The sequence below is a fragment of the Kitasatospora sp. NPDC023385 genome, from assembly GCF_055664045.1.
Genome location: NZ_JBVOOL010000010.1, coordinates 84089 through 105445 on the forward strand (window position 1 = coordinate 84089; position 21357 = coordinate 105445).

Sequence of the window (21357 nt, forward strand, 5' to 3'; positions counted from 1 at the left end):
GCCCACGGGTCGTCCGATCCCACCGCCGCCTGGCGCCGCGCACCGCCACTCCCGAGCGGGTGCGCGCGGCAGCGCCGAAGCAAGGAGTAGCCCCATGAACGACACGGACCCCACGGCGGACGGCCACCGCCGGCGCGCCCGCGCGAGCGCCGGGGTGCGACGCCCCCGCGGGCGCCACCGCCGGCGCTGGACCACGTTGGGCCTGGCCCTGGGTGTGCCCGGGGTGCTCGGGCCCTACCTGCTGTTCGTGCAGGCGGACTCCAAGGCCGCGTCGGTCGACCCGGACGCCTACTACGCGCTGGTGTCCGTCCGCAGCGACAAGGCGCTGGACGTGCCCGGGTCGGACGCGGCCGACGGCGTCTGGATCCGGCAGATGAACCGGGTGGCCGCGGCCGCGAGCCAGCAGTGGCGGCTGCGGCTGACGGGGGACGGCTACTACGAGCTGGAGAACCGCGGCAGCCACAAGGTCCTGGGAGTGCGCGGTGACTCCTCGCAGTCCGCCGCCGCCGTCGAGCAGCAGAGCGACCACGCCTCCGCCGCCCAGCAGTGGCGGATGCAGGACGTGGGCGACGGCACGGTGAAGTTCGTCTCCCGCAACAGCGGCCTGGTGCTCGACGTGTGGGGCGGCGGCAGCGGCGAGGGGGTGCCGCTCATCCAGTACGCCGACCGGGGCAGCACCAACCAGCAGTGGCGGCTGGCGAAGGTGTCCGGCACGGGCGGGTACACCTGGCACAACGCGCAGATCGTCGGCGGCGGCTTCGTCACCGGACTGGTGTTCAACCCCGCCCGCAAGGACCTGCTGTACGCCCGCACGGACATCGGCGGCGCGTACCGCTGGGACGCGGCGGCCGGCCGGTGGACCTCGCTGACCGACTGGATCGGCGGCGCCGACTGGAACCTGCTGGGCATCGAGAGCCTGGCGACCGACCCGGTCGACCCCGACCGGCTCTACCTCGCGAGCGGCACCTACACCAACGACTGGGCGGGCAACGGCGCGATCCTGCGCTCCACCGACCAGGGCCGGACGTTCCAGCGCACCGACCTGCCGTTCAAGCTGGGCGGCAACGAGGACGGCCGGTCCATGGGCGAGCGCCTGGTGGTGGACCCCGCCGACCACCGCACGCTCTACCTGGGTACCCGGAAGAACGGCCTGTGGCGCAGCACCGACTACGGCGTGACCTGGAGCCAGGTCGGCGCCTTCCCCGTCAAGGACGGTGCGAGCAGCGGCGTCGGCCTGTCCTTCGTGACCTTCGGCCCGGCCGGCAGCAGGACGATCTACGTCGGCGTGGCCGACAGGGCCACCTCCCTGTACCGCTCCACCGACGGCGGCACCACCTGGCAGGCCGTGGCCGGCCAGCCCACCGGCCAACTGCCGCAGCACGGCGTGCTGTCCGGCGACGGCTCGTTCTACCTGACGTACACCAACGCGCCCGGCCCGAACGGGGTGACGGCCGGCTCGGTGTGGAAGTACACGCCGTCCACCGGGGCGTGGCAGAACGTCTCGCCGTCCAGCGGCAGTTACGGCTTCGACGGGCTGGCGGTCGATCCGCAGCACCCGTCCACGGTGATGGTCACCACGCTGGACCGCTGGTGGCCCTCCGACGAGCTCTACCGGTCGACCGACGGCGGCGCCACCTGGAAGGCGCTCGGCGCGAGCTCGGAGCGCGACGACTCCGCGGCGCCGTACGTGGGCACCGGCATCGGGCACTGGATGGGCGCGCTGGCCATCGACCCGTTCGACTCCGGGCACGTGCTGTACGGCACCGGCTCGGGCATGTGGGGCAGCAACGACGTGACGGCGGCGGACAGCGGTCGCCCGACGCACTGGACCGTCCCGGCCAAGGGACTGGAGGAGACCGCGACGCTCGGCCTGGTCAAGCCCCCCGGCCTCCCGCTGATCAGCGCGCTCGGCGACGTCAGCGGGTTCCGGCACGACGACCTGACCAAGGTCCCCGCGAAGGCGCTGAGCGGGCCGCTGTTCACCAACACCACCGGCGTCGACTTCGCCCAGGCGAAGCCGGAGTTCATGGTGCGGGTCGGTCTCGGCGGCCAGCAGCACGGCGCGTACTCGACCGACGGCGGAGCCGGTTGGACCCCGTTCGCGAGCGCTCCGGTGGGCGACGCGGGCGGCGGTGCCGCGGCCGTCTCGGCGGACGGCGGCACCGTGGTGTGGACCCCGGCGGGCCAGGTCCCGTTCGTCTCCACCAACCGCGGCGCGTCCTGGGCGCCGGCCTCCGGCCTGCCCAAGGACGCGGCCGTGGTGGCCGACCGCGCGGCGGCCGGCACCTTCTACGCCCTCAGCGGCGGCACCCTGTACTCCGCCACCGACGGCGGCAGGCACTTCACCGCCCACGCCACCGGCCTGGGCGACGGGCAGCTCAAGACCGTCCCGGGCATCGCCGGTGACCTGTGGATCGCCGGCGGGGGCAGCGGGCTGCGGCACTCCACCGACGGCGGGGCGAGCTTCCGCAAGCTCGACGGCGTCGAGCAGGCGAGCGCCATCGGCTTCGGCAAGGCGGCACCGGGCGCCGGGTACCAGGCCCTCTACCTGAGCGGCAAGGTGAAGGGCGTCGTCGGCCTGTTCCGCTCCACCGACGGCGGCTCGTCGTGGGTGCGGATCAACGACGACCAGCACCAGTTCGGCGGCACCCTCGTCAGCGTCATCTCCGGCGACCCCGACGTCTACGGCCGGGTCTACCTGGGCGCCGGCGGCCGCGGCGTGGTCTACGGCGACCCGTCCTGACCGGCCCGGCCCGGGGGCGGCCGGCGGCTTCGCGCCGCCGCCCCCGGGCGGCCCCGGACGGCCCCGAAAAGAATCCGCGCCGGAGCGGCAACCTTTCCGGCCCCGGCGCCCACTGAGGGGTGCAACGTCGAGTCGATCTACCGAATGGATGGGAATGACGGCAACGAAGCACGCCGCCCCGCAGCCGAGGCGCGGGCTGGTCATGGGCATTCCGTTGGCGCTGGTGGCGGCCGCCGTGCTGGTGTGCCTGGCCTTCGCGCTCCTTCCGGGCAGCGGCGGCGGTTCGGGTGCCGGGGAGCCGGCCGCCGCGTCCGTCGCGGCCACCGGACCGGCCACCGAACCGGTTACGCCGCCCGACACCGGTGCGCCCGCCGGATCCACGCCCACCGTGGCGACGCCGTCGACCGGCAGCGCCCCGCCGTCGGCCTCCGGCACCCCCTCGCCCTCGGCCACCCTCACCCGGAAGCCGTCGGCCGGTGCCACGCCGTCGGCCCCCGGCACCCCCTCGCCTTCGGCCGCCGGGACCGCGGGCGCGGCTCCGTCCACCGCCTCCCTCGCCGGGCGGATCAAGCCCGGGGCGAGCTACCAGGGTGTCGTGACGTCCTACGACGCGGCCGACGGCAACGGCGCCTGCTCGTTCGGCCCGTCCGGCGATCTCATGGTCGCGGCGATGAACCACACCGACTACGAGGTGTCGAAGGCGTGCGGGGCCTCCGTACTGGTCCGCGCCGCCAACGGGGCGAGCATCACCGTGCGGATCGTCAACGAGTGCCCGCTGCCCTGCGCGCCCGGGCAGCTCGACCTCAGCCACGAGGCCTTCGCCAAGCTCGCCGAGCTCTCGGTGGGCCGCCTCCCGGTCACCTGGACGCTGTTGAGCCCCGGTACGGCGCCGGACACGATGTCGATCCGGTACAAGACCGGGTCCAGCCAGTGGTGGTGCGGCATCCAGGCGATCGGCCACCGGAACCCGGTGGCGACGCTGGAGGTCCGGGCGGCCGGCGGCTGGCGGCAGCTGCCCCGCACCGACTACAACTACTTCCTCTCCACCGACGGCACCGGGTGCGGCGGCCCGATCAGGGTCACCGACATCTACGGCGAACAACTGACCGTCGACGGGATCGCGTTGCGACCGGAGGCCGTGCAGCCGGCCCGGGTCCAGTTCGCCCGGCATTGACCGCGCCGCTCGCCCGTCGGCCGTCCGGGCTCCGCCCCCGGGACGACCGCCCGCCGGGGCCGAGGACGGGCACTGCTACGCTCAAGCCGATTGTTAACGCTCACATTGCAGGGAGAGGGCGACCGAGGGAGATGCTCCTCGATGACGCGTCCGCGGAGTTCCACGACTTCTTCGAACGCCACTACGCCGAACTCGCCCGTCTCGCCCACCTCCTGACCGGCGAGACGGACGCGGCCGACGACCTCGCGGCGGATGCCCTGGCCGCCCTGTGGCAGCGCTGGGACCGGCTCCGCGCGGCCGACCACCCGCTCGCCTACGCCCGCGGGGTGGTCGCCAACATGGCCCGGGCCCGGATCCGCAGCGCGGTCCGCGAGCGGCGCCGGGTCCTGCTGTTCTGGTCCCGCAACCCGGAGAAGACGGAAGGCCCGGACGTGGCCGCCGTGCTGGACGTCCGCGCGGCGCTCGCCCGGCTGCCGTTCCGCAAGCGCGCGTGCGTGGTGCTGCGCCACGCCTTCGACCTGTCGGAGAAGGACACCGCCGCGGCCCTGGGCATATCGGTCGGTACGGTGAAGAGCCAGACCTCGAAGGGGATGGCCGAGCTGGAACGCGCCCTCGGCGCACGAGCGGTCGGCGAACTGACGACAGGAAGGAGGAACCGGTGAACGAGGACATCACCCGGCGGCTGCGCGAGGCCGCCGACGCCCACCAGCCCGACCGCGCACGGATCCTGGCCCGCGTCGAACGCGGCGCGGCCGGCCCTCCCGTCCGCCACCGCACGCCGTCGTTCGCGAGGTGGCCCAGGGCCGCCCTCGCCGGCCTCGCCGCCGCCGGCATCCTGGCGACCGGCGGGCTCGCCGTCGCCGCCGTCGCCGGCATCGTCGGAACGCCGCCGCCGTCGGACACCGCCACCACCGCACCGGCCGCCCCGTCCCCGGCGGCGGACTCCCCCACGGCCCGGCCCACTCCCCCCACCAGCCCGGCCCCGGCCATCACCACCGCGCCACCCGCCCCGGCTCCCACGAGTTCGCGCCCGACTCCCCCGGCGAGCAGCCGGCCCCAGAACGGCCCGCTGTGGTCGGACGGCTCGGTGGACCAGCACAGCACCGTCTACTGGGCCCAGAACGACGTCGTGCTCAAGACCACCCAGCCGCTCACCGCGCTCACCGTGGAGATGCGGATCGCCCAGACCGGCGACGTACGGGACACCGGCAACTGGCGGACCCTGCCGAACGACGACTTCACCGTCACCGTGCAGGAGTCCGGCGGCGCGCTGGTCTACCGCTGGGTCCTCAAGCCCGGCCGCACGGTACCGACCGGGCAGCACGAATTCGCCGGCCAGTACAACCACGCCACCGGTGTGCGCAATGCCGCCGGCGACACCTACCGCGTCGATGCCCAGTCGGCGGGCGGCCCGGCCGGGGTATCGGGAGGATTCACACCGGCACGGTAGCGGCCGGCCCGGCTCCGGCCGGGAAACCGGCGGCCGGCGAATCCCCCGCACGATCGACGACGGGTCGGCGGTCGGCGACGGATCTTCCCTGGAGTAATCCCGGAGGATCCTCCGCCGGCCGCCGAGTTGCATTCTCACGGCCGGCGCCAGGGGGCCGTGAACTCCGGACCTCCCAAGTCACCGCGCTCTCGGTAACGTTGTCGAAGGAGTTCGGCGCGGCCGGATCGCCGCACAAACGGTACGCCTACGAATCTTCACCATGTCGAACGAATTGTTGAAAGGTCGCATCGCAATCAATTCACCGGCCACCCACATTCGGAGCAGCGGCGAGTAGATCATCACTTTCCGGCAAAAGTGATTCACGCACTGTTCACCGGATTCCGGAACCCACACCCTTTCCGGGACGTCGAACTCAGCAAGAGGCCAACAAAGAGTCAGGTCCAGGAAAAGGAGTGGTCAATGTCCATGGTCAGGAGGGTGACAGGCCCCGCGGCCGTGGCCCTCGTGGCCGTGTTGGGCCTGCTGGTGCTGTGCCAGTCCGCCTCCGCGTTCCTCCGGCAGGAGCGCTGCCCGCGGGCGGTCGCGGAGGCGAAGCTCGCCGAGGAGGCCGTAGCCCCCAAATCCGCCCCCGGCCTCTGCTGGGTACGGCCCCGGAACGTCGAAGTCCCCGACCGGCGACCCGAGTTGACCGCGACCATCGCCCACGACGCTCCCGACACCGCCGTCCCGCCGCCGGTCGGTGTGTCCGACCCGCCCTACGGGACGAGCAGACGGTGCAGAGCGGCGGTCCTCCAGGTGTGCCGCTGCTGATCGGCGCCGACCGCGCCCGCACGCTCATCGACGGCGGCTACCTCCCGAACGGCGGCCCCTCCGCCGCCCCACGCCCGGCAGTTCACGACAGGCCCACGACGGCCCACGGCAGCACCGCCGTGCCGCCGCGCTCCGCGCTGCCTGCCTCCGTACCGAGCGGGCACGGTCCCGAAGTCTCCGTTCCTACCCGACTTCCGAAGGGCCCGAGGCACCGACATGCAAGCATTCATCGACCACGCCCGTACCTTCCGCCACCGTGCCGCGCAGGACGCCGACGCCTTCGGGCGGCTGGCGGCGGGCCAGAACCCGCAGGCACTGTTCATCACCTGCTCGGACTCCCGCATCATCCCCGCCGCCCTCACCGGCGCCCGGCCGGGCGACCTCTTCGAGATGCGCACCGCCGGCAACATCGTGCCGCCGTACCGTCCGCCGGTTCCCTCGGCCGAGGCCGCGACCATCGAGTACGCGGTCGAGGTCCTGGGCGTCGCCGACATCGTGGTGTGCGGGCACTCCCACTGCGGCGCCGTGGGCGCCGTCGTCCGGGGTGACGACCTCACCGCCGTGCCCGCGGTGCGTGACTGGCTCGCCGACGGCACCGCGCTGACGCCCGACGGGGAGCCGAGCCACGACCTGGCCGCCCCCGTGCAACGCCACGTCCTGGACCAGTTGGAGCGGCTGCGCACCCACCCGAGCGTCGCCCGCCGCGTCGACGAGGGCCTGCTGGGCCTGCACGGCTGGTTCTACGAAGTGCACACCGGCGCGGTCCTCAGCCACCGCCCGGGCACCGACGCCTTCCTGCCGCTGTGACACCGCGGCCCTCCGTCACCCCGCGGCCCCCCATCTCCGAACCTCCGACCTCCGAACCTCCACCGATGAGGGCTCCCATGCGTCTTCCCACGCTCAGGCTCGGCCTGTTCAAGTACGACCTGACCGCCTCGCTCGTCGTGTTCCTGGTCGCCCTCCCGCTGTGCGTCGGCGTCGCCGTCGCCTCGGGCGTGCCCGCCGAACTCGGCCTGATCACCGGCATCGTCGGCGGCCTGGTGACCGGCGCGCTGCCCGGCAGCAGCCTTCAAGTCAGCGGCCCGGCCGCCGGGTTGACCGTCCTGGTCGCCGAGACCGTCCAGCGGTTCGGACTGCCCGCCCTCGGCGTCGTGGTCGTCGCCACCGGCCTGCTCCAGCTGCTGCTCGGCGCGCTGCGCTGGGGCCGGTGGTTCCGGGCGATCTCCGTCTCCGTGGTCGAGGGCATGCTGGCCGGCATCGGCCTGGTCATCATCGCCGGCCAGCTGTACGCGCTGGCCGACCGGCCCGCCCCCGCGAGCGGACTCGGCAAGCTCCTCGGCCTGCCCGGTCTGCTGTCGCGGCTCGTCGCCTCGCCCGGCGCCGGGTACTCTTTCGCGCTCGGCGTCGGCACCATCGCCGTGATCGTGCTGTGGCAACGCCTGCCGGCCAGGGTGCGGGTCGTCCCGGGCGCGCTGGTGGCCGTCCTCCTCGCCACGGCCGCCGCCTGGCTGCTCCACCGTCCGGTGAAGAAGGTCGAGGTCAAGGGTCTGCTGGACGCCGTTCAGCCGCCCGGCGCCGGCGTGTTCGACCAGTTCACGCCCGCCCTGATCGTCACGATCGTGGCCTTCACCCTCGTCGCGTCGGCCGAGAGCCTGTTCAGCGCGGCGGCCGTCGACCGGATCCACGACGGACCGCGCACCGACTACGACAAGGAGCTCATGGCCCAGGGGGCGGGCAACACGCTCTGCGGCGCGCTCGGCGCCCTGCCGATGACCGCGGTCATCGTCCGCAGCGCCGCCAACGTCCAGGCCGGGGCCCGGACCAAGGCGTCCCGGGTGCTGCACGGCGTGTGGCTGCTGCTCTTCGCCGCGCTGCTCCCGGCGGCCCTCGCCGTCATCCCGGTGGCGGCGCTCGCGGGTGTTCTGGTGCACGCCGGGTTCAAGCTGCTGCCGTTCAGGCACATCGGCCCGCTGTGGCGCGAGCACCGTTCCGAGGCGGTGGTCCTCGCGGCGACCGCCGTGGCCATCGTCACGGTCAACATGTTCGAGGGCGTGCTGATCGGCCTGGGCCTTTCGATCGTCAAGACCGCCTGGGAGATGTCCCGGCTGCAGGTGGAGACGGAGGAGCGGCCGGGCGGCGCCGTCCGGGTCCGGCTGACGGGCAACGCCACCTTCCTCCGGCTGCCCACCCTCCTGGACGCCCTCGAATCGCAGCCGGCGGACCAGGTCGTGGAGCTGGACCTCCGCGGGCTCCGCCATCTCGACCACGCCTGCCAGTCGGCGCTGGACACCTGGGCCGAGCGGCACAACGCGCACGCCCCGGAGGCCGTCCGGCTGATACCGGCCCTGGCCGGTTAGGCCCGGTCCGGTCGGGGCCTGGTCCGGTGTCGTGAGACCCGCCGCCGCGCCGGGACGCCCGGTGCGGCGGCGGGTCGCGGGCCTCCCGTCGGGGCCCGCTCGTCGTCAGGCCAGGGCCGCGCCGGTGCCGGCGATGACCTCGGGCCGCAGCAGTGCGGTGAGCGTCTCGGCCGGGAGCAGGCCCCGCTCCAGGACGAGTTCGGCCACGCCCCGGCCGCTGGCGAGGGCCTCCTTGGCGATGTCGGTGGCGGCCGTGTACCCGATGTGCGGGTTCAGGGCGGTGACCAGGCCGATCGAGTTCTCGACGGTCGCGCGCAGCATCTCGGTGTTGGCGGTGATGCCGCCCACGCAGCGCTCGGCGAGGGTGAGGCAGGCCGCGCGCAGGTGGGTGACGGACTCCGACAGCGAGTGCAGGATGATCGGTTCGAAGGCGTTGAGCTGCAGCTGGCCCGCCTCGGCGGCCATCGTGATGGCGACGTCGTTGCCGATCACCTCGAAGGCGACCTGGTTGACGACCTCGGGGATCACCGGGTTGACCTTGCCGGGCATGATGCTCGAACCGGCCTGCACCGGCGGCAGGTTGATCTCGCCGAGGCCCGCGCGCGGGCCGGAGGACAGCAGCCGCAGGTCGTTGCAGGTCTTGGACAGCTTGACGGCGATGCGCTTGAGCACGCCGGACATCTGGACGAACGCGCCGCAGTCCTGGGTGGCTTCGACCAGGTTGGCCGCGGTGACCAGCGGCAGCCCGCTGATGCCGGCGAGGTGGCGGCGCGCCGATTCGGCGTAGCCGGCGGGGGCGTTGAGGCCCGTGCCGATGGCCGTCGCGCCGAGGTTGATCTCGTGGATCAGCTCGACGGCCTCCGCGAGCCGGCTGCGGTCCTCGTCGAGCATGACGGCGAAGGCGGAGAACTCCTGGCCGAGCGTCATCGGCACGGCGTCCTGGAGCTGGGTGCGGCCCATCTTCAGCACGTCGCGGAACTCGACGGACTTGCCGGCGAAGGCCTCCTGGAGGACGGCCATCGCGTCGAGCAGGCCGCGCACCGCGTAGACGGTCGCGATCCGTACGGCGGTCGGGTAGACGTCGTTGGTGGACTGGCCGAGGTTGACGTCCTCGTTGGGGTGCAGGTGCCGGTACTCGCCCTTGGCGTGGCCGAGCAGTTCCAGCGCCCGGTTGGCGACGACCTCGTTGGCGTTCATGTTGGTCGAGGTGCCGGCGCCGCCCTGGATCACGTCGACGACGAACTGGTCGTGCAGCTTCCCGGCGCGGATCTCCCGGCAGGCGGTGACGATCGCGGCGGCCTTCCCGGGCTCCAGCAGGCCGAGTTCCTCGTTGGCGAGGGCGGCGGCCTCCTTCACGGCGGCCAGGGCCTCGATCAGGTGCGGGTAGGCGGAGATGGGCGTGCCCGTGATGGGGAAGTTCTCGGTGGCGCGCAGGGTGTGGACGCCCCAGTAGGCGTCGGCGGGGACGTCGCGGTCTCCGAGCAGGTCGTGTTCGCTGCGGGTGGCGGCGGTCATGGGTGGACGGGTCCTCTTCCTGAGGTGGGTGGGCGAGGTCGGAGCGTGAAGGGCGGGTCAGGCCGGGATCAGCGCGGCGGGCGGGTCCAGCGCCGGCACCGGCCGGATGCCGCCGACGGGCCGGCCGCCGCCGCTCATCGGCTCTCCGGCGAACGGGGCGAGCAGCCGCGGGTCGACTCCCGCCCGTGCCAGGGCGGCGGCCGCCACCGGGACGCGCGCCCGGTCCGCCCCGTCGGCGATCTTCACGGCGATGGCGCGGCCGTCGGGCAGGGCGGCGATCTGCACGCCTTCGAAGCCGTCTTTGGCGAGCAGTCCGGGCACCGCGCGCATCAGCTCGGCCACGTCCCGTCCGGTGCCGGAGGCCATCTCCGGGTGGCCGCGCAGCGCGTCCGCCACCCGGCGTTCGGCGGTGCCCGGCGCCGCCGTGGCGATGCGGGCGGCGGCGCGGGCGAGGCCGTGCAGGGAGACGGAGAACAGCGGGGCGCCGCAGCCGTCGACGGTGACGTTCGCGATGCGCTGGCCGGTGAGCTCTGCCACGACGTCGGCGATCGCGGTCTGGAGGGGGTGGGCCGGGTCGAGGTAGGTCTCCAGGGGCCAGCCGTTGAGCGTGCAGAGGTACAGCATCGCGGCGTGCTTGCCGGAGCAGTTCTGGGCGAGCCGGGAGGGCGCGCGGCCCTCCCGCACCCAGGTGTCCCGGGCGGCCCGGCCGTACGGCAGGTCGGGGACGTTGCGCAGGTCGTCCTCGGTGACGCCGGCCGCTGCGAGGATCCGCCGGGCCCCGGCGAGGTGGCGTTCCTCGCCGGAGTGGCTGCCCATCGCGAGGGCGAGCGGTTCGCCGTCGAGCGGCAGTCCGGCCCGCACCATGGCGACGGCCTGGACGGGCTTGAGGGCGGACCGCGGGTAGCAGGCGGCCTCGATGTCGCCGATGCGGAACCGCACGTCGCCGTCGCCGTCGCCGTCACCGTCTCCGTTGCCGCCGAGGACGACGACGGAGCCGTAGTGGATCCCCTCGACCACGCCGCCACGGGTGACATGGGCGACGGGTGCGTGCCGGGGCTCACGGATCGCGGGCGCGTCCGCGTGGGAACTGCTGCGCATCACTGCCTCGTTCGGTGGTGGGTTGCTGCTGGTCGCTGTTCGGTCCTGTGCCGCCCGGCGGCGAATCCGCGGAGCCAGGAAGGTTTCTGACAGAGCATCAGCTGTCGGATCCGGTGGTCTCGGCACGAGCGCGGCGGCGGATCGCGTACCAGCCGACGACCAGCACCGCGCCGATCAGCGGCAGGCAGAGCACGGTGGTGCGGCCGGCGCCGCCGTCGGCGTACATGAGGACCAGGACGGAGGCGAGGAAGGCCAGCGTCACGAGTTCGGTCCAGGGCGAGCCGGGCAGCCGGTAGTCGGGGCGGGTCAGTTCTCCGGCCTTGGTCTTCCGCCAGAAGAGGAGGTGGCAGACCATGATCATGGCCCAGGTGGCGAGGATGCCGATCGCCGCGAAGTTCAGCACGATCTCGAACGCGTCCGCCGGGACGACGAAGTTGAGGCCGACGCCGAGGACGCACATGCCGCTGGTGAGCAGGATGCCGCCGTACGGCACCTGGCTGCGGCTCATCCGGGCGGTGAAGCGCGGGGCGGATCCGTTGACCGCCATCGAGCGCAGGATGCGGCCGGTGGAGTAGAGGCCGGAGTTGAGCGAGGACAGGGCGGCGGTGAGCACGACCAGGTTCATCACGCTGCCGGCCGCGGGCACGCCGACGTGGGACAGCACGGTCACGAACGGGCTCTGGCCGGCGGTGTACCGGTTCCACGGCAGCAGCATCGACAGGAGGAGCACCGAGCCGACGTAGAACAGGCCCACCCGCCACATGATCGAGTTGATCGCCTTCGGCATGACCTTCTCGGGGTGCTCCGTCTCACCGGCCGCGACGCCGACCAGCTCGACGGAGGCGTAGGCGAAGACGACGCCCTGGACGATCAGCAGCATGGGCAGCAGGCCGTTGGGGAAGATGCCGCCGTTGTCGGCGATCAGCGACGGGCCGGGCACCACACCGTCGACCGGGTGCCGGGTGACCAGCAGGAAGATCCCGATGCCCATGAACACCACCAGCGCGCTGACCTTGACGATCGCGAACCAGAACTCCAGTTCGCCGAAGATCCGCACCGAGATGAGGTTCACGGTGAGCACCACGGCCAGCGCGATGAGGGCGATCACCCACTGCGGGACGCTGGAGAACAGGTGCCAGTAGTGGGTGTACGTCGCCACGGCGGTGATGTCGGCGATGCCGGTGGTCGCCCAGTTGAGGAAGTACATCCACCCCGCCGTGTACGCGCCCTTCTCCCCCAGGAACTCCCGGGCGTACGACACGAAGGCGCCGGAGGACGGGCGGTACAGGACGAGTTCGCCGAGGGCACGGACGACGAGGAACGCGAAGAGGCCGCAGACGGCGTACGCGACGAACAGGGAGGGCCCGGCATCGGCGAGGCGCCCGCCCGCGCCGAGGAACAGGCCGGTGCCGATCGCGCCGCCGATGGCGATCATGTTGACGTGCCGGGGTTTCAGGGACTTGCTGTAGCCGGTGTCTCCGGCGTCGGTGTGACGGGTCGTGGGGCGTTTCTCGTCCTTGAGGAACTGCTCGCTCACGCCTCGGATCTGCCTTCCGTTGGGAACTCCGCACGCCCGGGGCGCACGATGTCGATGAGGGTCGTCTCGACCCGGTGGAGGTGGTGCGACATGGCCGCCACCGCGTCGTGCTCGGAGCCGTCGATCAGCGCCTCGACGATCGCGCGGTGCTCGCAGTTCGACTGGTCGCGCCGCCCGCCCAGCTCGTTGAGGAACGCCGACTGACGCGCCAGTGCGTCACGGATCTCCTCGATGACCCGGCGGAACACCGGGTTGCGGGCGGCCTCGGCCACGGCCAGGTGGAACACGGTGTCCAGCGCGACCCACGCGGTGGTGTCGGTCTCCTGCTCCATCCGGTCGAGCAGGTGCGTCAGGTGGTCCAGGTCCTCCGGGGTGCGGCGCAGCGCGGCGTACCCCGCGACCGGGATCTCGACGTGCCGGCGCACTTCCAGCAGGTCGCTGGCGGCGTAGTCGCCGAAGGTCGGGTCATCCACGGCGTTCGCGACGACGAAGGTGCCCTTGCCGGTCTTCGCCACGGTCAGGCCCATGGCCTGCAGGGCGCGGAGTGCTTCCCGCAGGACGGGTCGGCTGACTTCCATGGTCCGGCACAGTTCGGCTTCCGAGGGGAGCTTGTCCCCCACGGCGTAGTCGCCGCGCTCGATGGCGCTGCGCAGGTGGCCGAACACCGCTTCCGTCGCGCTGACGCGACGCGGGATCGGGCCGCCTGTCTGGCTGTCTGACAGGTTCACGGGCTGATCCTGCGGGCTTGCGGACCACCGTGTCAAGAGATCCGCTGTCTCGGCCTGAGCACCCCCGCGCTCGGCACCAGGGCGAGGGCCCGGTCCCGCGTCGCCCCGACGGGTCCGCGTGGGTGCCGGGCACCCGTGCCCGGCATAGCGTGACCGGAGGCGCCCCGCCGCCACCCGGCGGCGGGCGCGCAACCGAAGCCCGAAGCCAGCAGCCCGTGGAGGACGTTCATGCGCGCCGTGACCTACGACTCGTACGCCGAGGACAACTCCCGGCTGCGGTACGGCGAGGTACCCGACCCCAAGGTGGGCCCCGGCCAGGTGCTGATCCAGGTCCGGGCGGCGGCCGTCAACCCGGTCGACTGGAAGGTCATGGCGGGCGGCCTGGACGCCATGATGGACGCCGTCTTCCCCGTGGTCCCCGGCTGGGACGTGGCCGGCGTGGTCACCAGGACCGGCCCCGACACCCCCGAGTTCGCGCCCGGGGACGAGGTGATCGCCTACGCCCGCAAGGACGTGGTGCAGGCCGGCACCTTCGCCGAGTACGTCGCGGTCGCCGCGCCCGCGGTGGCGCGCAAACCCGCCACGCTCGAGTGGGCGCAGGCGGCCGGGCTCCCGCTGGCCGGCCTCACCGCGCTGCGCAGCCTGGACCGGCTCGGGGTCGGCCCCGCCGACGTCCTGCTGGTGCACGGGGCCGCGGGCGGCGTCGGCAGCCTCGCGGTCCAACTCGGCCGCGACCGCGGGGCCCGGGTGATCGGCACCGCCTCGGAGCGCAACCACGACTTCGTCCGCGGGTTGGGCGCCGAGCCGGTGAGCTACGGCGACGGCCTCACCGAGCGGGTGCGCGCGCTCGCGCCCGACGGCGTGTCGGCCGTGGCGGACTTCGTCGGCGGCCAGGTGGAGACGACGCTCGCGGTGCTCGCCGACGGCGGGCGGCACGTCTCCGTCGCCGACCCGGTCGTGGAGCAGCACGGCGGTCACTGGATCTGGGTCCGGCCGGACGGCGCCGAGCTGGCCGACTTGGCCGCGGTGGTCGACCGGGGCGCACTGACCGTCGAAGTCGCCGAGACCTTCCCGTTGGAGCGGACGGGCGACGCCTTCGACGCCAGCCGTACCGGCCACACCCGCGGAAAGCTGATCATCATGCCCTGACGCGGAACAGCCACTCCGGTTGAACCCCCGGCCCGGACCGGCCCGATGGCCGCACCCGGCCCGGACGGTGCGCGGGGCAAGCGATCCCGGCGGGAGGCCTCCGGCCGAACGGCACACCGTCCGGGCCGGGCCCGAGATCGGATGATCCACTGACACAGCGGTGAACTCCAGTGGGATGCTGGGCGCTTGGCCCGACCGCCCGCACCGATCCAGGGAGTCCACCCATGCCGCTGTTCGGCAACCGCAAGAACCTTCCGCAGCCGCTGTGCGACGAGCACGGCCCGTGCAAGGCGCTGGCCGCGATCCCGTTCTTCGAGGTCCGGGACCGGCTGCGGCTCCTGGTCACCCCGACCCGCGCCCTGGGCCCCGACCCCATGGCCCGGCAGATCGACGACGAGCTGTCGGTCGTCCTGTGCGTGGACGGCGGGAAGCGGGGCGGGACGACCGAGGCCCTGTCGATAGCCGAGCACGCCGCCGACCAGTGGAGCATCAGCCGGGCCGAGCTCTGGGAACGGGCCTTCGCCAACCTCGCCACCGAGCAGCTCAACCGGCAGTCATTCAACGCGACGAACGGCGACGTCCTCCACGCCGTCAACGGCACCGGGGCGTGGCCCGGCGCCGCCCAGGCCCTGCGCCTGGAGAACGCCCTGAGCGGCGCCGAGTTGCCCCACGGCGCCCTGGTCACCCTGCCGACGAACAACGCGTTCTGCGCGGCGCCGATCCGCACCGGCTCGTCGCTGAACGCGATCCGCTTCATGATCGACCTGACGAAGCAGCTCCAGGTCAACGATCCGGCCGCGCTGACCTCGTCGGTCTTCTGGTACCGGAACGGCTGGCTGGAGAACCTGAACGTCGGCGACAACGGCATGATGCGGCCCTCCGCCCGCTTCCGGGAGATGGCGAACGGCCTGCCCACCGCCTGATCCCCTGCCGCCACGGGTGTGACGCGGCGCCGCGCGCCGTGTGAGCGCGGCGGGGGCCGGGGACTCTCGTGCGATGAAGAGGGAAATCACCGTGCAGGTCGACGGGGTCTCGCGTCGGCTGACCGTCGACACGCGTACGACGCTGCTCGACGCCCTGCGTGAACGACTCGGAGTGACGAGCCCCAAGAAGGGCTGCGACCACGGACAGTGCGGTGCGTGCACGGTGCTGTCCGGCGGGCGGCGCGTGTTGAGCTGCCTCATGCTCGCGGTCACCCAGGACGGCGCCGAAGTCGTCACCGCCGAAGGGCTCGCCACCGGGGAGCCCGCCGAAGGTGCCCTGCACCCGGTGCAGCAGGCCTTCATCGACTGCGACGCGCTCCAGTGCGGCTACTGCACCCCCGGGCAGGTGGTTTCCGCGGTCGGGGTGCTCGACGAGTTCGCGAAGGGCTGGCCCAGCGCCGTCACCGACGGCGCTGGGGCGCCGCGGCTGGACCGCGCGGAGGTCGCCGAGCGGATGAGCGGCAACCTGTGCCGCTGCGGGGCCTACGTCAACATCGTGGCCGCCGTGCGGCAGGCGGCCGGGGCGGCGCCGGTCCGGCGGGCGGCCGGCACGGGGGTGGCCGGGTGAAACCGTTCGACTACCTCACCCCCGCCGACGCCGCGGCGGCCGTGCGCAGCGTCGCCGGGAATCCGGGCGCGGTGTTCCTCGGCGGCGGTACGAACCTGGTGGACCATCTCAAGCTGGGCGTCGTCGAACCCGCTCTCGTCGTCAGCGTCGCGGACGTCCTGCCCGCCGAGGTCGAGGAGCTCGGCGGCGGGGCCCTCAGGATCGGCGCGGGGGTCAGCAACAGCGAACTCGCCGCGGATCCGCGGGTGCGCGAGCGGTTCCCGGTGCTGTCGCAGGCGCTGTTGTCGGGCGCGTCGGGGCAGTTGCGCAACATGGCCACCGTGGGCGGGAATCCGCTGCAACGGACCCGCTGCGTCTACTTCCAGGACGTCACGACGCCGTGCAACAAGCGGCAGCCTGGCTCGGGCTGTTCCGCGATCGGAGGGTGGACCCGCCACCACGCGGTCCTCGGCGCGTCCGAGCACTGCATCGCGGTGCACCCGTCCGACATGGCCGTGGCGATGGCCGCGCTGGAGGCACGGGTGCGGGTGCTCGGTCCGGACGGCGAGCGCACGGTCCCCTTCGTCGACCTGCACCGGCTGCCCGGCGACGCTCCGGAGCGCGACACGGTGCTCGGGCACGGTGAGTTGATCACCGCGATCGACCTGCCGGCGCAGCCCATCGCCCGCCGGTCGGCCTACCGCAAGGTGCGCGACCGTGCCTCGTACGCGTTCGCCCTGGTCAGCGTCGCCGCGGCGCTCGACGTCGAGGACGGCGTGATCGTCGACGCGCGCGTCGCGTTCGGCGGTGTCGCGCACGCGCCGTGGCGCGCGTACCGGGCCGAGGAGGCGTTGCGCGGCGCCACGGCGTCGGAGGGCAGCTACCGGGCCGCCGCGGACGCGGAACTCGCCGATGCCCGGCCCGCCGAGGGGCTGGGCGGCGGCAACGCGTTCAAGATCCCCCTGCTGCGTCGCACCCTTGCCGCCACCCTGCGCGGCCTGGCCGGAGAGGACTCCTGATGACGTTCCCGACCGAACCGGACGCCGTCGGCCGCGACCTGCCCCGCCGCGACGGGCCCGCCAAGGTCCTGGGCACCGCCACCTACGCCTACGAGACTCCGCTGGCGGACGCCGCCTACCTGCACGCCGTCCAGGCCACGATCGCCCGGGGACGCGTCACGGAGCTGGACACCACGGTCGCCGAAGCACTCGACGGCGTGGTCGCGGTGCTCACCCCCCGCACCGCGGAGCGCCTGGCCTCCACCGAGGACCGGGAGTTGGCGGTCCTCCAGGACGAGGAGGTCGCCTTCCGGGGGCAGGTCGTCGCCGTGGTCGTCGCCGACAGCTCCGAGGTGGCGCGGCAGGCGGCCGCTCTCGTCCGGGTCGGCTACGCGCAGAAGGCGCACGACGCCGAACTGCGGGCCGACCGCGACGACCTGTACGCGCCCGAGGCGGTGAACCCGGACTTCCCCACCGACACCGCCGAGGGCGACGTCGACGCCGCGATGGCGGCCGCGGAGGTGATGGTCGAGGAGACCTACACCACCGCGATGTACCACAACAACCCGATGGAGCCGCATGCCACGGCGGCTCTGTGGGATCCGGCGGGCGACGGCTTCCTCACCCTGTGGGACTCCACCCAGGGCGTCCACCCGACGCGTGCCGCCCTGGCGTCGGTGTTCGGTCTCGACGAGGCGCGGGTGCGGGTCGTCTGCCCGTACGTCGGCGGGGGGTTCGGGTCCAAGGGGCAACCGCACGTCAACGTGGTGCTCGCCGCGCTGGCCGCTCGCGCGGTCCCCGGCCGGCCCGTGCGGATGGCCCTGACCCGACAGCAGATGTTCTCCCTCGCCGGCTACCGCACGCCGACCATCCAGCGGTGCCGCCTCGGCGCCGACCGGGGCGGCAGGCTCACCGCGCTCGCCATCGACGTCGTCGAACAGACCTCGCGCATCAAGGAGTTCGCCGAGCAGACCGGTGTGCCCGCGCGCATGATGTACGCCTCGCCGAACCGGCGGACCACGCACCGGCTCGCCGCCCTCGACGTCCCGGTGCCGTCCTGGATGCGCGCGCCGGGCGAGTGCCCCGGCATGTTCGGCCCCGAGGTGGCCCTGGACGAGCTGGCCGAGCGCCTGGGCATGGACCCGGTCGACCTGCGGATCCGCAACGAGCCCGCCGTCGAACCCGGCTCGGGCAAGCCCTTCTCCAGCCGCAACCTGGTCGGCTGCCTGCGGGAGGGCGCGGCGCGGTTCGGCTGGTCGGGGCGCGACCCGCGGCCCGGCGTGCGCCGCCGCGGCGACTGGCTGGTCGGCACGGGCGTCGCGGCCTCCACCTACCCGGTCAGCCGGATGCCGAAGTCGACGGCGACGATCCGGCGGGAAGGCGACCGCTACGTCGCCGAGATCGGCGCGGCCGACCTCGGCACCGGTACCTGGACCACACTGCCGCAGATCACCGCGGACGCGCTCGGCGTCCCGGTGGAGCGCGTGGACGTGCGAATCGGCGACACCGACTACCCGATGGCGTCGGTGGCCGGGGGCTCCTCGGGCATGACGACGTGGGGCTCGGCCGTGGTCGAGGCCGCGCGCGCCTTCCGCGACAGGTACGGGACCGAGCCGCCGGACGGGGCCGAGGCCTCCGGCACCGTCGGGCCGGCCGACGACCGCTACGCGATGCACGCCTTCGGGGCGCAGTTCGCCGAGGCGCACGTCCACGCGGACACCGGCGAGGTACGGGTGGCGCGCCTGCTGGGCGTGTTCGCCGCGGGCCGGATCATCAATCCGCGCACGGCACGCTCACAGTTCGTCGGCGGGATGACGATGGGGCTGTCCATGGCGTTGCACGAGGACAGCGTGCTCGACCCCCGCACCGGCCATGTCGTCAACCACGACCTCGCCGACTACCACATCACCGCCAACGCGGACGTCGACGGGATCGAGGCGCACTGGCTCCCCGAGCACGACCCCCACGTCAACGCCATGGGCTCCAAGGGCATCGGGGAGATCGGCATCGTCGGCACGGCCGCCGCGGTGTCGAACGCGGTGTGGCACGCCTGCGGCAGGCGCGTTCGGGACCTGCCGATCACGCTGGACAAGGTCCTGCCCGCGCTGGCGGAGCGGCCCGAGGGCTGACCGCAGGCTGACCGCGGTCAGCCGCTCGTGGCCGCTGCGGCTACTTGGACTCGGTCCGCCCGAGCGGGTCGGGTCCGGCCGCGAGCAGCTCACGTGCCGCACTCCAGGCGGGGTCGCCGGGGTAGAGCTCGCTGCGCAGGTAAGCCCAGGTGAGCCGCTGGACGGCGGCGACCCGCTCGGGGTTCTCGTCGGTGGTCTCGGCGACGTCGTATCCGGAGATCCCGCCCAGGCCGTGCTCCGCGCCGAACAGCGTGAGCAGGGTCTTGGGGCCCGGCGAGAGGACGTACGGGTCGGTGTGCCAGGCCGGGCCGCGCACCGTCAGGTGGGCGGAGGAGTCGCGGTCGCCGGCGACCACTAGCGCGGGCGTCGTCATCCGGGAGAAGTCCGTGGTCAGGAAGAACGGGTAGTTCTCGGCGGTGGAGCCGGTGAGGGCATCGCCTCCCGCGCCCGGTGCGGCGAGCAGCACGCCCGCCTTGATCCGGGGCTCGGCCAGGTCCACCTCCGTGCCGTCCTGGGGGTCGGTGAGGCGGGCGCCCAGCAGCAGGCTCGCCGTGTGGCCGCCCATCGAGTGCCCGACCACGGCGACCCTGCTCCGGTCCAGGCGTCCGCGGAGCTGGGGGACGGCGGTCTCGATCGCGTCGAGGCGGTCGAGGACGCGCGTCATGTCCTCGGCCCGCGACCGCCAGTACAGCGGCGCCCCGGGGGTGGCCGGATCCAGGCGCAGCGTGCGCGAACTCAGGTGGGTGGGCTGGATGACGACGAAGCCGTGGGCTGCCCAGTAGTGGGCGAGCGGGGCGTAGCCGTTCAGGGAGGAGAGGTGGTTCGACGGCCCTTGGCCGTGCGAGAGGAGGATGACCGGCAGGTCGCCGCCGGTCACCGGGGCGGAGACCCGCAGGTGCAGGTCCACGGCGCGGCCGGGGGCCGGCAGGACCACCGGGCTGACCGAGAGGACGGGAACGGGCCCGCTGACGGTGTCGGCTGCTGCGTGCGTCGATGCAGTCATGAGGTGCCTTTCGCTTCCCGCGGCTCGCTGCCGGTCTCGTCCGGTGGGCGGCGGGTGAGGCGGATGGGAGGTCCCGCTCCGACCGAGGCCAAAGCGGAACGTTGTTCCAGATACGATACGGAACACGGTTCCGTTTCGTCAATCACGCGTGAGAGCGACAGGACTGACCGGCCGGACCGGATCCCGACGGGCAGGGAAGGGCGGACGCCGAGAAATCAGCCGGCCCCCGACGTACCGTCAGATACCGCCACACGTCGCCGGATCCGCCCCGTCCGTTCGGCGGGCCCGCGAGGGATCGAGAAAACGAGGAAGCGTGGAGACGCAACAGATGGTGAACCAGCCCCGCCAGGTCCTGCTCACCGGCGCCGCCGGCCGCATCGGCACCTGCCTGCGGGAACTCCTGCCCGACTACGGCTACCGACTGCGCTGCTTCGACCGGCTCCCGGTGCCCGGCGAACCCGACGCCATCACCGCCGACCTGCGGGATGCCGACGCGCTGGCGGCAGCCCTGGACGGCGTCGACGCCGTGGTCCACCTGGCGGGAATCCCCGGGGAGGCTCCGTTCGCCGACATCCTGGCCGCCAACATCGACGGCACCTACCGCCTCTACGACGCCGCCCGGGCGGCGGGTGTGCGGCGGATCGCCTACGCCAGCAGCAACCACGCGGTGGGTTTCACCGAGCGGCCCGCCGACGGCAGCGCCGTGCCGGTGGACACCCCGCTGCGACCCGACACCTACTACGGGCTCTCCAAGTGCTTCGGCGAGGACCTCGCCTCGCTGTACGCCGACCGGCACGGCATCGAGACGGTCTCGCTGCGGATCGGCTCCTTCGCCGACGAGCCCCGCAGCGTCCGTATGCTCGCCACCTGGCTCAGCCCGGGCGACTGCGCCCGGCTGGTGCACGCCGCGCTCACCGGGCCGGTGGCCGGCCACACCGTGGTCTACGGCATCTCCGCCAACACCCGGGCCTGGTGGGACCTCGCGTCAGCGCGGGCGCTCGGCTACCGGCCGCTGGACGACGCCGAGGACTTTGCCGCCGAGCTGATCGCGAAGCTCGGTGAACTCCCCGCTGACCACCCGGAGTTCCGCTACCTCGGTGGCGACTTCACACAGACCGGGCACTGACGGCCGGCGG

Annotated in this window: 18 protein-coding genes; 13 read left to right on the forward strand and 5 right to left on the reverse strand. The window is 73.3% G+C overall.

Going from position 1 to position 21357, the window contains the following annotated elements; translation table 11 throughout:
- Positions 1 to 94 precede the first annotated feature (94 nt).
- From AC0B61_RS17680 to AC0B61_RS17710, 7 genes are all read left to right on the forward strand, one after another.
- Positions 95 to 2743: an RICIN domain-containing protein gene (locus AC0B61_RS17680; RefSeq protein WP_471741586.1), complete on the forward strand. Its 2649-nt coding sequence runs from the start codon at positions 95 to 97 to the stop codon at positions 2741 to 2743.
- A 154-nt stretch (positions 2744 to 2897) separates the two neighbouring features.
- On the forward strand, positions 2898 to 3917 hold the full coding sequence (locus AC0B61_RS17685; RefSeq protein ID WP_471741587.1) for an expansin EXLX1 family cellulose-binding protein: 1020 nt from the start codon (positions 2898 to 2900) through the stop codon (positions 3915 to 3917).
- Positions 3918 to 4048: 131 nt separating this feature from the next.
- Positions 4049 to 4579: a SigE family RNA polymerase sigma factor gene (locus AC0B61_RS17690; protein ID WP_471741588.1), complete on the forward strand. Its 531-nt coding sequence runs from the start codon at positions 4049 to 4051 to the stop codon at positions 4577 to 4579.
- The gene (locus AC0B61_RS17695) at positions 4576 to 5367 is read left to right on the forward strand and encodes a hypothetical protein (protein WP_471741589.1); all 792 of its coding nucleotides are present in this window, start codon (positions 4576 to 4578) and stop codon (positions 5365 to 5367) included. The genes AC0B61_RS17690 and AC0B61_RS17695 overlap by 4 nt, the downstream gene beginning before the upstream one ends.
- Positions 5368 to 5844: 477 nt before the next feature.
- Entirely contained in the window at positions 5845 to 6177 is a 333-nt protein-coding gene (locus AC0B61_RS17700) for a hypothetical protein (protein ID WP_471741590.1), read from the forward strand.
- Positions 6178 to 6393: 216 nt separating this feature from the next.
- Complete coding sequence (locus AC0B61_RS17705) at positions 6394 to 6984, forward strand: carbonic anhydrase (RefSeq protein ID WP_471741591.1); 591 nt, start codon at positions 6394 to 6396, stop codon at positions 6982 to 6984.
- A gap of 77 nt (positions 6985 to 7061) precedes the next feature.
- The gene (locus AC0B61_RS17710; RefSeq protein ID WP_471741592.1) at positions 7062 to 8534 is read left to right on the forward strand and encodes a SulP family inorganic anion transporter; all 1473 of its coding nucleotides are present in this window, start codon (positions 7062 to 7064) and stop codon (positions 8532 to 8534) included.
- A 105-nt stretch (positions 8535 to 8639) separates the two neighbouring features.
- Here the strand turns inward: AC0B61_RS17710 and aspA are convergent, their stop codons facing one another.
- The 4 genes from aspA to AC0B61_RS17730 all read right to left on the reverse strand — a co-directional run bounded on the left by aspA (position 8640) and on the right by AC0B61_RS17730 (position 13412).
- Positions 8640 to 10049 (reverse strand): aspartate ammonia-lyase, encoded by a 1410-nt coding sequence (aspA, locus tag AC0B61_RS17715; protein ID WP_471741593.1) that lies wholly within the window; start codon positions 10047 to 10049, stop codon positions 8640 to 8642.
- Positions 10050 to 10106: 57 nt separating this feature from the next.
- A complete protein-coding gene (locus AC0B61_RS17720; protein WP_471741594.1) occupies positions 10107 to 11147 on the reverse strand; it encodes an asparaginase in 1041 nt (346 codons plus the stop codon).
- A gap of 97 nt (positions 11148 to 11244) precedes the next feature.
- Positions 11245 to 12684, reverse strand: a complete 1440-nt coding sequence (locus AC0B61_RS17725) for an amino acid permease (protein ID WP_471741595.1) — start codon at positions 12682 to 12684, stop codon at positions 11245 to 11247.
- Positions 12681 to 13412: a FadR/GntR family transcriptional regulator gene (locus tag AC0B61_RS17730; protein WP_471741596.1), complete on the reverse strand. Its 732-nt coding sequence runs from the start codon at positions 13410 to 13412 to the stop codon at positions 12681 to 12683. Before AC0B61_RS17730 ends, AC0B61_RS17725 begins: the two co-directional genes overlap by 4 nt.
- Before the next feature lie 228 nt (positions 13413 to 13640).
- On the opposite strand from AC0B61_RS17730, the gene AC0B61_RS17735 reads away from it, so the two are divergent.
- The 5 genes from AC0B61_RS17735 (at position 13641) to AC0B61_RS17755 (ending at position 19218) form a co-directional block, all read left to right on the forward strand.
- Positions 13641 to 14561, forward strand: coding sequence for an NADP-dependent oxidoreductase (locus AC0B61_RS17735; protein ID WP_471741597.1), 921 nt, complete (start codon positions 13641 to 13643; stop codon positions 14559 to 14561).
- Positions 14562 to 14785: 224 nt separating this feature from the next.
- A complete protein-coding gene (locus AC0B61_RS17740; RefSeq protein WP_471741598.1) occupies positions 14786 to 15484 on the forward strand; it encodes a hypothetical protein in 699 nt (232 codons plus the stop codon).
- A gap of 73 nt (positions 15485 to 15557) precedes the next feature.
- Positions 15558 to 16112 (forward strand): (2Fe-2S)-binding protein, encoded by a 555-nt coding sequence (locus AC0B61_RS17745; RefSeq protein ID WP_471741599.1) that lies wholly within the window; start codon positions 15558 to 15560, stop codon positions 16110 to 16112.
- Complete coding sequence (locus AC0B61_RS17750) at positions 16109 to 17110, forward strand: FAD binding domain-containing protein (RefSeq protein ID WP_471741600.1); 1002 nt, start codon at positions 16109 to 16111, stop codon at positions 17108 to 17110. The genes AC0B61_RS17745 and AC0B61_RS17750 overlap by 4 nt, the downstream gene beginning before the upstream one ends.
- Positions 17110 to 19218, forward strand: a complete 2109-nt coding sequence (locus tag AC0B61_RS17755; protein ID WP_471741601.1) for a xanthine dehydrogenase family protein molybdopterin-binding subunit — start codon at positions 17110 to 17112, stop codon at positions 19216 to 19218. The genes AC0B61_RS17750 and AC0B61_RS17755 overlap by 1 nt, the downstream gene beginning before the upstream one ends.
- 40 nt (positions 19219 to 19258) lie before the next feature.
- On the opposite strand, the gene AC0B61_RS17760 is transcribed toward AC0B61_RS17755, so the two are convergent.
- A complete protein-coding gene (locus tag AC0B61_RS17760; RefSeq protein ID WP_471741602.1) occupies positions 19259 to 20221 on the reverse strand; it encodes an alpha/beta hydrolase family protein in 963 nt (320 codons plus the stop codon).
- A 331-nt stretch (positions 20222 to 20552) separates the two neighbouring features.
- Here AC0B61_RS17760 and AC0B61_RS17765 point away from each other — a divergent pair, with 331 nt between their 5' ends.
- A complete protein-coding gene (locus tag AC0B61_RS17765; RefSeq protein ID WP_471741750.1) occupies positions 20553 to 21347 on the forward strand; it encodes an NAD-dependent epimerase/dehydratase family protein in 795 nt (264 codons plus the stop codon).
- Positions 21348 to 21357: the final 10 nt, after the last annotated feature.

What these genes read in the sequence shown, in the direction of transcription:
- AC0B61_RS17680 (WP_471741586.1), top strand. Translation starts at nt 95, where the DNA reads ATGAACGACACGGACCCCACGGCGGACGGCCACCGCCGGCGCGCCCGC.
- AC0B61_RS17685 (WP_471741587.1), top strand. Translation starts at nt 2,898, where the DNA reads ATGACGGCAACGAAGCACGCCGCCCCGCAGCCGAGGCGCGGGCTGGTC.
- AC0B61_RS17690 (WP_471741588.1), top strand. Translation starts at nt 4,049, where the DNA reads ATGCTCCTCGATGACGCGTCCGCGGAGTTCCACGACTTCTTCGAACGC.
- AC0B61_RS17705 (WP_471741591.1), top strand. Translation starts at nt 6,394, where the DNA reads ATGCAAGCATTCATCGACCACGCCCGTACCTTCCGCCACCGTGCCGCG.
- AC0B61_RS17710 (WP_471741592.1), top strand. Translation starts at nt 7,062, where the DNA reads ATGCGTCTTCCCACGCTCAGGCTCGGCCTGTTCAAGTACGACCTGACC.
- aspA (WP_471741593.1), bottom strand. Translation starts at nt 10,049, where the DNA reads ATGACCGCCGCCACCCGCAGCGAACACGACCTGCTCGGAGACCGCGAC.
- AC0B61_RS17720 (WP_471741594.1), bottom strand. Translation starts at nt 11,147, where the DNA reads ATGCGCAGCAGTTCCCACGCGGACGCGCCCGCGATCCGTGAGCCCCGG.
- AC0B61_RS17735 (WP_471741597.1), top strand. Translation starts at nt 13,641, where the DNA reads ATGCGCGCCGTGACCTACGACTCGTACGCCGAGGACAACTCCCGGCTG.
- AC0B61_RS17740 (WP_471741598.1), top strand. Translation starts at nt 14,786, where the DNA reads ATGCCGCTGTTCGGCAACCGCAAGAACCTTCCGCAGCCGCTGTGCGAC.
- AC0B61_RS17745 (WP_471741599.1), top strand. Translation starts at nt 15,558, where the DNA reads ATGAAGAGGGAAATCACCGTGCAGGTCGACGGGGTCTCGCGTCGGCTG.
- AC0B61_RS17755 (WP_471741601.1), top strand. Translation starts at nt 17,110, where the DNA reads ATGACGTTCCCGACCGAACCGGACGCCGTCGGCCGCGACCTGCCCCGC.
- AC0B61_RS17760 (WP_471741602.1), bottom strand. Translation starts at nt 20,221, where the DNA reads ATGACTGCATCGACGCACGCAGCAGCCGACACCGTCAGCGGGCCCGTT.